Origin of the sequence: Mycobacterium sp., assembly GCF_039583805.1 — a bacterium.
In the GTDB taxonomy this organism is placed as follows: domain Bacteria; phylum Actinomycetota; class Actinomycetes; order Mycobacteriales; family Mycobacteriaceae; genus Mycobacterium.
Genome location: NZ_JAVKSH010000117.1, coordinates 1 through 10,845 on the forward strand (window position 1 = coordinate 1; position 10,845 = coordinate 10,845).

Annotated in this window: 13 protein-coding genes; 9 read left to right on the forward strand and 4 right to left on the reverse strand. The window is 67.7% G+C overall.

Annotated features, from left to right (window positions below; all coding sequences use genetic code 11):
• Positions 1 to 195 precede the first annotated feature (195 nt).
• Genes ABDW21_RS14445 through ABDW21_RS14460 form a run of 4 tightly spaced genes read right to left on the reverse strand, consistent with a single transcriptional unit; the run spans position 196 to position 3,728 of the window.
• Positions 196 to 630, reverse strand: coding sequence for a carboxymuconolactone decarboxylase family protein (locus ABDW21_RS14445; RefSeq protein ID WP_343602089.1), 435 nt, complete (start codon positions 628 to 630; stop codon positions 196 to 198).
• Between the two features lie 12 nt (positions 631 to 642).
• Positions 643 to 1,500 (reverse strand): NAD(P)-dependent oxidoreductase, encoded by an 858-nt coding sequence (locus ABDW21_RS14450; protein ID WP_343602087.1) that lies wholly within the window; start codon positions 1,498 to 1,500, stop codon positions 643 to 645.
• Complete coding sequence (locus ABDW21_RS14455; protein ID WP_343602085.1) at positions 1,497 to 2,249, reverse strand: SDR family oxidoreductase; 753 nt, start codon at positions 2,247 to 2,249, stop codon at positions 1,497 to 1,499. The genes ABDW21_RS14450 and ABDW21_RS14455 overlap by 4 nt, the downstream gene beginning before the upstream one ends.
• Positions 2,250 to 2,258: 9 nt before the next feature.
• Entirely contained in the window at positions 2,259 to 3,728 is a 1,470-nt protein-coding gene (locus ABDW21_RS14460) for an aldehyde dehydrogenase (RefSeq protein WP_343710619.1), read from the reverse strand.
• A 214-nt stretch (positions 3,729 to 3,942) separates the two neighbouring features.
• On the opposite strand from ABDW21_RS14460, the gene ABDW21_RS14465 reads away from it, so the two are divergent.
• From ABDW21_RS14465 to ABDW21_RS14505, 9 genes are all read left to right on the forward strand, one after another.
• A complete protein-coding gene (locus ABDW21_RS14465; RefSeq protein ID WP_343602096.1) occupies positions 3,943 to 4,530 on the forward strand; it encodes a TetR family transcriptional regulator in 588 nt (195 codons plus the stop codon).
• Entirely contained in the window at positions 4,527 to 5,804 is a 1,278-nt protein-coding gene (locus ABDW21_RS14470) for a cytochrome P450 (protein WP_343710613.1), read from the forward strand. Before ABDW21_RS14465 ends, ABDW21_RS14470 begins: the two co-directional genes overlap by 4 nt.
• The gene (locus ABDW21_RS14475; RefSeq protein WP_343710614.1) at positions 5,805 to 6,623 is read left to right on the forward strand and encodes an SDR family oxidoreductase; all 819 of its coding nucleotides are present in this window, start codon (positions 5,805 to 5,807) and stop codon (positions 6,621 to 6,623) included. It abuts the gene before it with no gap.
• Entirely contained in the window at positions 6,620 to 7,984 is a 1,365-nt protein-coding gene (locus ABDW21_RS14480; RefSeq protein WP_343710615.1) for a cytochrome P450, read from the forward strand. Before ABDW21_RS14475 ends, ABDW21_RS14480 begins: the two co-directional genes overlap by 4 nt.
• Before the next feature lies 1 nt (position 7,985).
• Positions 7,986 to 8,198, forward strand: coding sequence for a ferredoxin (locus ABDW21_RS14485; RefSeq protein ID WP_343710616.1), 213 nt, complete (start codon positions 7,986 to 7,988; stop codon positions 8,196 to 8,198).
• Positions 8,195 to 8,761, forward strand: a complete 567-nt coding sequence (locus ABDW21_RS14490) for a nuclear transport factor 2 family protein (protein ID WP_343710617.1) — start codon at positions 8,195 to 8,197, stop codon at positions 8,759 to 8,761. Before ABDW21_RS14485 ends, ABDW21_RS14490 begins: the two co-directional genes overlap by 4 nt.
• Before the next feature lie 147 nt (positions 8,762 to 8,908).
• Entirely contained in the window at positions 8,909 to 10,036 is a 1,128-nt protein-coding gene (locus ABDW21_RS14495; protein ID WP_343602078.1) for an NDMA-dependent alcohol dehydrogenase, read from the forward strand.
• Positions 10,037 to 10,047: 11 nt separating this feature from the next.
• Positions 10,048 to 10,473 (forward strand): ketosteroid isomerase family protein, encoded by a 426-nt coding sequence (locus ABDW21_RS14500; RefSeq protein ID WP_343602076.1) that lies wholly within the window; start codon positions 10,048 to 10,050, stop codon positions 10,471 to 10,473.
• Between the two features lie 25 nt (positions 10,474 to 10,498).
• A partial coding sequence (locus ABDW21_RS14505; protein WP_343710618.1) for an HIT family protein occupies positions 10,499 to 10,845 on the forward strand: 347 nt, incomplete at its 3' end.

Below are 10,845 nucleotides of genomic sequence, written 5' to 3' on the forward strand. Positions count from 1 at the left end.
CGCCAGCGCCGGCGCGTCGCGTACGAAATCGCACACTCGACAGATTTTCAGGTGCTCACACCGGGGCGCAGCCCCCTCGAAGCTCCGAGCGACTTTCGGGTGCCGTTGTCGCTCAGAGGCGGGCACTACGGCACATGCCGAACTTTCCGAGACGGGTGGGACTCCTGAGACAGTCGCGCCGGCGCCCGCGCGACCCTATTCCAGACCCGACCCGGTGTGCTTGCGCACCGCCGCGTTGACGTTGGCTTTCTTCTCGTCGGCGGCAGAGCCGGCCGCCGCCTTCTTTCGCTTGGCCGTCACGCGTTCGATGACGCCGTGCAGCCCCGCGCCGAGCGGGAAGCCGACATAGTGCGTGAGAAAGATCGCCATTTCGCGCAACTCCTCGTCGGTGAGCTCCTCGTTGTGCAGGGCGGCGTTCACCTGCACCTCCGCCGGGTCCTGCAGCCCCAGCGCCGTCACCACCGACAGCGTCATGATCCGCTTGTCGCGCATCGACAGTCCCGGCCGGGTCCAGATTCTGCCGAACAGGTGCTCGACGGTCAGCCCGAAGAACTCGCCGGGCATGTCGGGCATGTCCCAGGCGTACACCTCATTCATCTTGTCCAGGCCGGTGCGGCGCAGTTCGTCCACGAACCCTCCTCGTCAGGTCGATCCGGCGGTGTGCGGCACACCCAGACCGTCGGCCAAGAACTGGCGTGCGAGCCGGGCCAGCGGCATCTCGACACCGGCCGCCTCCCCGAGCACCAGCGCCAGACTCAGATCCTTCTCGCCCAGGTCTCGGGCGTGCAGGAACGGTTGGTAGAGAACATGATCCGAATCCAGTGCCGCACTGCTGTCACGCCACATGACCGCTCCTGCGCCGCCGGTGAGCGCATCGGTGTGCCGCACCACCGCACCCAGATCGCGCACGCTCAGGCCGCCGGCCTCGGCCAGCCGCGACGCCTCGCCGACGGCCGCGTAGGACACGAAGGTAATCATGTTGCGGGCCAATTTCATTCGGGTGCCCGACCCCGGCGGTCCGGCGTGCACGATCAGACTTGCCCAGCGTGAGAACGGCTCTTTCACCCTCGTGAACACGTCTTCGGCGGCGCCGATCATGGCCGCCAGCTGGCCCTTGGTGGCCGCAGCCGCACCGCCACTGACCGGGGCGTCGATCACGTGGACGTCGCGGGGTGCGAGTTCGCGGGCCAGCTCGACGGCGGTAGTGTCGCTGATCGTGGAGTGGATCGCGATGACCGTGCCGGGCTTCGCCGCCGCCGCCACCTCGGTGACCACCGCGCGCACCTGTGCGTCGTCGAGCACCATGACGCTGACGACGTCGGCGGCGGCCACGTCGGCAAGGCTGTCGGCCGGCGCGGCGCCGGCTTCGGCCAGCGGTGTCATCGCGTCGGCGCGGACGTCGAAAACCGTGAGCCCGCCCGGCCAGTCGGCCAGACGCATCGCCATCGGCGCGCCCATGTTGCCCAGCCCGACGTAGCCGAGCTTCACGTGTCGGGTCATGACCGGATGATCTGCCCGCCGTCGACGTTGAAGATCTGCCCGGTGATCCACGACGCCTCATCGGACAGCAGGAACAAACACATGCCGACCAGATCGTCCGGCGTTCCCCTGCGAGACAACGGAATCTGCTTGACCATGTGGTCGACGATCGCGCCGGGCGTGACGGTCCTGGTGGCTTCGGTGTCGATCGGTCCGGGCGCGATCGCGTTGATCCGGATGTTCATCCCGCCCAACTCGCGCGACAGTTGCTGGGTGAGCCCGTTGACGCCGACCTTGGCCAGCCCGTAGAAGTTGGAGTACACCCACGCCGCGGTCGACGACTGGTTGACGATCGCCCCGCCGCCGCGTTTGGCCATCTGCTTGTACACCGCGCGGGTGCACACCAGCGCGCCGTCGAGGTTGACGCTCATGAACTTCTTGTAGTAGTCCAGCGGTACGGTCAGCAGCAAGTCGATCTTCATGCCGCCGTAGATGGCGGCGTTGTTGACCAGGTAATCGATGCCGCCGAACTCGGCGACGGTGGCAGCGGCCATGGCGTTCACCGAGTCCGGGTCGGAGACGTCGGCCGGGAGGTGGATCGCCGTGCCGCCGTCGGCGACGATCTGTTTGGCCACCCCCTGCGCGGCGCCGGCGTTGATGTCGGCGACCACCACCGCGGCGCCTTCGCGGGCCAGCGCCCGGGCGTAAGCCTGCCCGATACCGCCGCCGGACCCCGTGACGATCGCCACCCTGTTGTCGAACCGCGCCATGTGGTGCTCCTAATTAACCGCTGCCGCAATGAGTTTGGTCTCGAGGTATTCCTCGAACCCCGCCACGCCCATCTCCCTGCCGATGCCGGATTGCTTGTAACCTCCGAACGGCGCGTCGGCGGAGTACCAGACGCCGCCGTTGACGTTGACGGTGCCCACCCGCAGCCGCGCCGCGACGGCGGCCGCGCGGTGTGGATCGGCCCCGAACACGGTGCCGGACAGCCCGTAGGGCGAGTCGTTGGCGATGCGCACGGCGTCGTCGTCGCTGTCGTGGCCGATCACGGTGAGCACCGGGCCGAAGATTTCCTCGCGGGCGACCCGGGCGTCGTTGGAAAGCCCGGCAATCACGGTGGGCTCGATGAAGAATCCCACCGCGCGGTCCGCGGGCCGGCCGCCGCCGCAGGCGAACGAACCACCTTCGGCCACGGCCAGATCCAGATAACCCTGCACCCGATCCCGTTGGCGCGCCGAGATCAACGGGCCGCAGACGGTGCCGGGGTCGGACGGATCTCCTGGCTTGATCGACGACATGGTCGCCGCCGCCGTCGCGACGGCCTCGTCGTAGCGGGCCCGGGGCACCAGCAGCCGGGTGGTGATGGCACACCCCTGCCCGGCGTGCACGCACGCCGAGAACGCCGACACCGAACACGCAGTGCTGAGGTCGGCGTCGTCGAGCACCACGAACGCCGACTTGCCGCCCAGCTCCAGGAACACCTTCTTGACGGTCGCGGCCGCGTCGGCCATCACGCTGCGCCCGGTGGCCGTCGATCCGGTGAACGAGATCATGTCCACCCGAGGGTCTTTGGCCAATAACGCACCGATGGCGTGGTCGCTGGAGGTGACGATGTTGACGACACCGGGCGGGAAGTCGATGTGCTCGACGATGAGCTCCCCGAGCACCGCGGCGCACCACGGGGTGTCGGGCGCGGGCTTGAGCACGACCGTGTTGCCCGCGGCCAGCGCCGGCCCCAGCTTGGCCAGGTTGATCTGGTGCGGGAAGTTCCACGGTGTGATCGCCCCGACGACGCCGAGCGGTTCGCGTGCGATCGTGCGCCGGGTCGGGATGCCCAGCGGCGCCGCCTCGCCCAGATCCTGGTTCCAGCGGTAGGACTCGACGGTGTCGGCCCAGAACTGCAGATCGTCGATAGGGCCTTCGAGCTGGGCGCTGGCAGTCAGCATCCGCGGCGCGCCGACCTCGGAGATCGTCAGCTCTCGCAGTTGCTCCAGGTGCTCGCGCATCGCGTCGCGCAGCTGCCGCACACAGCGCACCCGAAGCGTGGTGTTGCGCGACCAGTCGGTGTCGTCGAAGGCCCGCCGGGCGGCCTCGACCGCCCGGTCCAGGTCGTCGGCGTCGGCGTCGGCGGCCACCCCCAGCACCTCCTCGGTAGCCGGGTTGACCGTCGGGAAGGTGCCGGCGCCGCCGGGCGTCAGCTTCCCGTCGATCAGCAGAGCGCTCACGCCGTCGGCCAACACCACCATCACCCGCCCAATTCGATGGACACATGTCTGAAACCGTTCCGTCGAACGATAGCTGTCCAGGCCTCGGCGGTGCAAGGCCGGCTGGGCTGACTAGCTGATCGACCTACAGAAACCGCTGCTCGGAAGGCTTTCCACCCGGTCGGGCTTGCCTCCTGTCAGCGGTGTCCGATAACTTGGACACGTGTCTAACGACGCTGTGGCGGCGGTCACGCCGATGCCCGACCTCGCGACCGGGGCGGCGCCGCGCAACCGGCGCCAGGAAGAGACCTTCCGCAGGGTGCTGACCGCCGGCGTGGAGGTGCTGCGGGAGACGTCGTACACCGGCGTGACCGTGCGGGCGGTGGCCGCCCGCGCCCGGATTGCCCCGGCGACCGCCTACACCTACTTCTCGTCGAAGAACCATCTGATCGCCGAGGTGTACCTGGATCTGGTGCGGCAGGTTCCGTACTTCACCGACGTCAACGAGCAGATGCCTGCCCGGGTGGAAAAGACGCTGCGGCACCTGGCGCTGGTGGTCGCCGACGAGCCGCAGGTCGCGGCGGCGTGCACGACGGCGCTGCTGGGTGGCGGCGGCGATCCGGCGGTTCGCCGGGTGCGCGACCGGATCGGCGCAGAGATCCACCGCCGCATCGCGTCGGCGATCGGGCCGGGGGCTGATCCCCGCACCGTGGCTGCACTGGAGATGACGTTCTTCGGCGCGCTCGTCAACGCCGCCAGCGGCGCCCTCACCTACCACCAGATCGCCGACCGGCTGGGGTACGTGAGCGCCTTGATCCTGCCCGGTGACACACAACGCCGATGACCGTACAAACACCGACCGGACAAACACCGACCGGACAAACACCGACCGGACAAACACCGACCGGACAAACACCGACCGTACAAACACCCGAGCTGATCCTCGACCCCTACGACTACCACTTCCACCAGGACCCCTACCCGTGTTACCGGCGGCTGCGCGACGAGGCCCCGGTGTACCGCAACGACGACCTCAAGTTCTGGGCGCTGTCCCGCCACGCCGACGTGCTGCACGGTTTTCGCAACAGCGTCGCGCTGTCGAATGCCTACGGCGTGTCGCTGGATCCGTTGTCGCGCAGCCCCGAAGCCCACCGTGTCATGTCGTTTCTCGCCATGGACGACCCCGGCCACCTGCGGCTGCGCACACTGGTATCGCGGGGTTTCACGCCGCGGCGCATCCGCGAACTGGAGCCGCGGGTGCGGGACCTGGCCGTCGCGCACCTCGACAACGCCTTGCAGGCTGAAAGCTTCGATTTCGTGGCCGAATTCGCCGGAAAGCTGCCGATGGACGTGATCTCGGAGTTGATGGGCGTGCCCGAACCCGACCGGGCCGGTATCCGGGAACTGGCCGACGGCGTCGTGCACCGCGACGACGGTGTGGCCGACGTGCCCCAATCCGCGATGCGAGCGTCGGCCGAACTGATGTCCTACTACGCCGATTTGGTGGCCCAGCGTCGCAGGAAACCGGCAGGGGATCTGACGTCGGCGTTGCTGCAAGCCGAGATCGACCGAGACCGCCTGACCGATGATGAAATCAGGGCGTTCTTGTTCTTGATGGTGGTGGCCGGTAACGAGACGACCACCAAACTGCTTGCCAACGCTGCATATTGGGGCGCCAGGAACCCCGACCAGCTTGCCGCGGTGTACGCCGACCCCGCGAAAATCCCGCTGTGGGTGGAGGAGACGCTGCGGTACGACACCTCCAGCCAGATCCTGGCCCGCAGCGTGGCGCAGGAACTCACGCTCTACGACACCACCCTGCCCGAAGGCGACGTGCTGCTGCTGCTGCCGGGTTCGGCCAACCGCGACGAGCGGGTGTTCGACGACGCCGACAGCTACCGCATCGGCCGCGACATCGGCTCGAACCTGGTCAGTTTCGGCAGCGGCGCACACTTCTGCCTGGGCGCGCACCTCGCCCGGATGGAAGCGCGGGTGGCGCTGGAGGAACTGTTGAGCCGGATCCGCGGTTACCAGGTGGACGAGGCCAACGCGGTGCGTGTGCATTCCAGCAACGTCCGCGGCTTCGCCCGGCTGCCGATCACCGTGGAGGCCGCGTAGATGCCCCGCTTCGCACCGCATCCGGCTCGCCGACCCGCCATCGTCGCCGGGGCGTCGTCGGGCATCGGGGCGGCCACCGCCACCGAACTGGCCGCCCGCGGCTTCCCCGTCGCGCTCGGCGCACGACGCGTCGAGAAATGTCAGGAGCTCGTCGAGAAGATCCGGGCGGACGGCGGCGATGCCGTCGCGCTGCACCTCGACGTCACCGATCCGCAGTCGGTGAAAAGGTTCGTACATGGCGCCACCGGACATCTCGGCGACATCGAGCTGCTGGTCACCGGCGCCGGTGACACGTATGTCGGTCGCCTGCAAGAGATCAGCACCGACGTCTTCGAATCGCAGGTGCAGATCCACCTCATCGGCGCCAACCGGTTGGCCGCCGCGGTGCTGCCGGGCATGCTGGCACGCCAGCGCGGAGACCTCATCTTCGTCGGGTCCGACGTCGCGCTGCGCCAACGCCCGCACATGGGCGCCTACGGCGCGGCCAAGGCGGCACTGGCCGCCATGGTCACCAACTTGCAGATGGAACTCGAGGGCACCGGCGTGCGCGCGTCGATCGTGCACCCGGGCCCGACCAGAACCGGCATGGGCTGGAGCCTGCCGCCGGAATCGATCGGACCGATGTTGCAGGACTGGGCCAAGTGGGGCCAGGCCCGTCACAACTACTTCCTGCGCGCGTCCGATCTCGCCCGGGCGATCGCGTTCGTCGCCGAGACTCCGCGCGGCGGGTTCGTCACGTCGATGGAGCTCCAACCCGAGGCGCCATTGACGAGCGCACCCGCCGACCGTCAACATCTGACGTATCCGGAGGATTCGTGAACAGCACAGAACGCCAGGACGTTCCACGAGTCTCCGGTGGCCAGGACGAACACGGCCACCTCGACGAGTTCCGCACCGACCCGATCGGGCTGATGGCGCGGGTGCGCGACGAGTGCGGCGACGTCGGCGCCTTCCGGCTGGCCGGCAAGCAGGTGGTGCTGCTCTCGGGTGCGCACGCCAACGAGTTCTTCTTCCGGGCCGGCGACGACGAACTGGATCAGGCTCAGGCGTACCCGTTCATGACGCCGATCTTCGGCGAAGGCGTGGTGTTCGACGCCAGCCCGGAGCGGCGAAAGGAGATGCTGCACAACTCCGCGCTGCGTGGTGAGCACATGAAGGGCCACGCCGTCACGATCGAGCGCGAAGTCCGCCGGATGACCGAGAACTGGTCGGACACAGGGGAAATCGACCTGCTGGACTTCTTCGCTGAGCTCACCATCTACACCTCGACCGCGTGTCTGATCGGCGCGAAGTTCCGCGACCAGCTCGACGCCCGGTTCGCCCACCTCTACCACGAACTGGAACGCGGCACCGACCCGCTGTGCTACGTCGACCCCTACCTTCCGATAGAGAGCTTCCGACGGCGCGACGCGGCCCGGAAAGGGTTGGTGGCGCTGGTGCAAGAGATCATGAACCAGCGGGCCGCCCACCCGCCGGCGGACAAGGCCGACCGCGACATGCTCGACGTGCTGGTGTCGATCGACGACGGCGACGGCACTCCGCGGTTCTCCGCCGACGAGGTCACCGGCATGTTCATCTCGCTGATGTTCGCCGGCCATCACACCAGCTCGGGCACCGCGTCGTGGACGCTGATCGAGTTGCTGCGCCACCCGCAGGTCCACGCCGCCGTGATCGACGAGCTCGACGGGCTCTACGCCGACGGCCAATCCGTGAGTTTTCATGCGCTGCGCCAGATCCCGCAGCTGGAGAATGTGCTCAAGGAGACGCTGCGGCTGCATCCGCCGCTGATCATCCTGATGCGGGTGGCCAAGGGCGAGTTCGAGGTGTGCGGCTACCCGATCCACGAGGGCGACTTCGTCGCCGCCTCCCCGGCGATCTCCAACCGGATTCCCGAGGACTTCCCCGACCCCGACGACTTCGTGCCGCAACGTTACGTCGAGTCGCGTCAGGAGGACCTGGTCAACCGGTGGACCTGGATTCCGTTCGGCGCCGGCCGGCACCGCTGTGTGGGGGCGGCGTTCGCCACCATGCAGATCAAAGCGATCTTCTCGGTGTTGTTGCGCGAGTACGAGTTCGAGATGGCCCAACCGTCGGACAGCTACCGCAACGACCATTCCAAGATGGTGGTGCAGCTGGCCCAGCCGGCCAGAGTGCGCTACCGCCGCAGAACTGGAGGCTGAGATGGGTTACACGGTCAAAGCCGACCTGGATCTGTGCCAGGGACACGCGATGTGCGAACTGGAGGCACCCGACTACTTCCGGGTGCCCAAACGCGGCCAGGTCGAGATCCTCGACGTGGAGCGGCCCGAGGAGGCCCGGCCCCAGATCGAGCGGGCCGTGCGCGCCTGTCCCACGCAGGCGCTGTCGATGCTGGATTTAGGAGAGAAACCATGACGCACGCACCGGGGTTCCCCCGCTCGGAGCTCGACGACGTCGTCGAGCGCTGGCTGGACGCCAACCGGGAGGCCGAGCGCACCGGCGACTGGCGCATTCTGGCCGAGTTCTACACCGACGACGCCACCTACGGCTGGAACATTGGCCCCAGGGAAGACGTGATGTGCGTCGGGATCGACGAGATCCGCGACATCGCGCTGGGTCAGGAGATGGCGGGCCTGCGGGGCTGGCGCTACCCGTACCAGCGGGTCGTCGTCGACGAGCGTCAGGGCGAGGTGGTCGGCTTCTGGAAGCAGGTGGCCGGCTCGTCAGCAGGGGACGCGGACGGCACCGAGCGGGAGGTGCACGGCATCGGCGGCAGCTGGTTCCGGTATGCCGGCAGCGGCAAATGGAACTGGCAGCGCGACTTCTTCGACTACGGGCACGTCTCGGCGCTCTACCTGGAATTGATCAAGGCCGGCAAGCTGTCGGCGGGCTTGCAGCAGCGCATCCAGCGCGGCATGTCCGGCGAGCCGGTGCCCGGCTACTACCCGCTCGGCAAGACCCCCGTGCCGCTGTGGTGAGCCGACGGACACCCGGCACCGCCGAGTGCGACCCACGTCACTACTCTGTCGGGTGGCGACCCGCTGCGCCCGGCTTCGCCGCGCTGGCGATCGTCACTGCTCTGTCGAACAAGTCCGCAGACAGTCCGAGCTGAAAGCAGGTTCGCGGTGAAAACAAAGGGCGCACTGATCTGGGAGTTCAACCAGCCGTGGTCGATCGAGGAGATCGAGATCGGCGACCCGCGCAAGGACGAGGTCAAGATCCGGATGGAGGCGGCCGGAATGTGCCACTCCGACCACCACCTGGTGACCGGCGGCATCCCGATGGCGGGCTTCCCGGTGCTCGGCGGGCACGAGGGTGCCGGCGTCGTCACCGACGTGGGCCCGGGGGTCGAGGACCTCGCGGTGGGCGATCACGTGGTGTTGTCGTTCATCCCGTCCTGCGGCAAATGCCAGTCCTGTCAGGCGGGCCTGCGCAACCTGTGCGACCTCGGTGCCGGGCTGCTCAACGGCGCGTCGGTGAGCGACGGCAGCTTCCGCATCCAGGCCCGCGGCCAGAACGTCTTCCCGATGACGCTGCTCGGGACGTTCTCGCCGTGGATGGTCGTGCACAAGAGCTCGGTGGTGAAGATCGACCCGTCGATCCCGTTCGAGGTGGCCTGCCTGGTGGGCTGCGGCGTCACCACCGGCTACGGCTCAGCCACCCGGACCGCCGACATCCGGCCCGGCGACGACGTCGCGATCGTCGGCGTCGGCGGTGTCGGCATGGCCGCGCTGCAGGGCGCGGTCAACGCCGGCGCCCGCCACATCTTCGTCATCGACCCGGTGGAGTGGAAGCGCGACCAGGCGCTGAAATTCGGTGCCACCCATGTCTATCCGGAGATCAACGCGGCGCTGGGCGGCATCATGGAGGTCACCTACGGCCTGATGGCCAAGAAGGTCATCATCACCGTCGGCGAAGTCAAGGGCGCCGACATCGAGAACTACATGATCATGACCGCCAAGGGCGGCACCTGCGTGCTGACGGCGATCGGCAGCCTGATCGACAACCAGGTGACACTCAACCTCGCGATGCTGTCGCTGATGCAGAAGAACCTGCAGGGCACCATCTTCGGCGGCGGAAACCCGCAGTACGACATCCCGCAGTTACTGTCCATGTACAAGGTCGGCAAGCTCAACCTCGACGACATGGTCACCCGCCAGTACAAGCTGGAGCAGATCAACGACGGCTACCAGGACATGCTGGAGGGCAGGAACATTCGCGGTGTCATCCGGTACACCGACGACGACCACTAGGAGCGCGAGCCATGTCCCAGGAAACGGTTGCCCAAACGCCCGCGCTCACAGCGTCGCAGTCGTCGTGGCGGTGCGTGCAAACGCACGACCGGGACGGCTGGCTGGCTCTGATGGCCGACGACGTCGTCATCGAGGACCCGATCGGCAAATCCGTCACCAACCCGGACGGCACCGGGGTTCGGGGCAAGGAGGCGGTTGCGGCTTTCTACGACACCAACATCGCCGCCAACCGGTTGACTATCACCTGCGAGGAGACTTTCCCGTCCAGCTCGCCGAACGAGGTTGCGCATATCCTGGTGCTGCACAGCAGGTTTGACGGCGGGTTCACCAGCACCGTGCGCGGGGTGTTCGCCTACCGGGTCGACGACGCCGGTCTGATCGCCAACATGCGCGGCTACTGGAACCTCGACGCGATGACGTTCGGCAAAGAGGAGTGAGCAAGCGCCCCATATGCTGGAGCGCATGGCCACCGTTTTCACCAGGATCATCAACCGCGAGCTGCCGGGCCGGTTCGTCTACGAGGACGACGAGGTCGTCGCGTTCTTGACCATCGAACCGATGACGCAGGGACACACGCTGGTGGTGCCGCGCGCGGAGATCGACCAGTGGCAGGACGTGGACGGCGCGGTGTTCGGTCGCGTGATGGCGGTGGCACAACGGATCGGCCGGGCGGTGTGCCGCGCGTTCGGCGCCGAACGCGCCGGCGTCATCATCGCCGGGCTGGAGGTTCCCCACCTGCATGTGCACGTCTTCCCCACCCGTAGCCTGGCCGATTTCGGCTTCGCCAACGTCGACCGCAACCCGTCACC

What these genes read in the sequence shown, in the direction of transcription:
- ABDW21_RS14490 (WP_343710617.1), top strand. Translation starts at nt 8,195, where the DNA reads ATGACGCACGCACCGGGGTTCCCCCGCTCGGAGCTCGACGACGTCGTC.
- ABDW21_RS14465 (WP_343602096.1), top strand. Translation starts at nt 3,943, where the DNA reads ATGCCCGACCTCGCGACCGGGGCGGCGCCGCGCAACCGGCGCCAGGAA.
- ABDW21_RS14475 (WP_343710614.1), top strand. Translation starts at nt 5,805, where the DNA reads ATGCCCCGCTTCGCACCGCATCCGGCTCGCCGACCCGCCATCGTCGCC.
- ABDW21_RS14450 (WP_343602087.1), bottom strand. Translation starts at nt 1,500, where the DNA reads ATGACCCGACACGTGAAGCTCGGCTACGTCGGGCTGGGCAACATGGGC.
- ABDW21_RS14455 (WP_343602085.1), bottom strand. Translation starts at nt 2,249, where the DNA reads ATGGCGCGGTTCGACAACAGGGTGGCGATCGTCACGGGGTCCGGCGGC.
- ABDW21_RS14485 (WP_343710616.1), top strand. Translation starts at nt 7,986, where the DNA reads ATGGGTTACACGGTCAAAGCCGACCTGGATCTGTGCCAGGGACACGCG.
- ABDW21_RS14470 (WP_343710613.1), top strand. Translation starts at nt 4,527, where the DNA reads ATGACCGTACAAACACCGACCGGACAAACACCGACCGGACAAACACCG.
- ABDW21_RS14500 (WP_343602076.1), top strand. Translation starts at nt 10,048, where the DNA reads ATGTCCCAGGAAACGGTTGCCCAAACGCCCGCGCTCACAGCGTCGCAG.
- ABDW21_RS14460 (WP_343710619.1), bottom strand. Translation starts at nt 3,728, where the DNA reads ATGGTGGTGTTGGCCGACGGCGTGAGCGCTCTGCTGATCGACGGGAAG.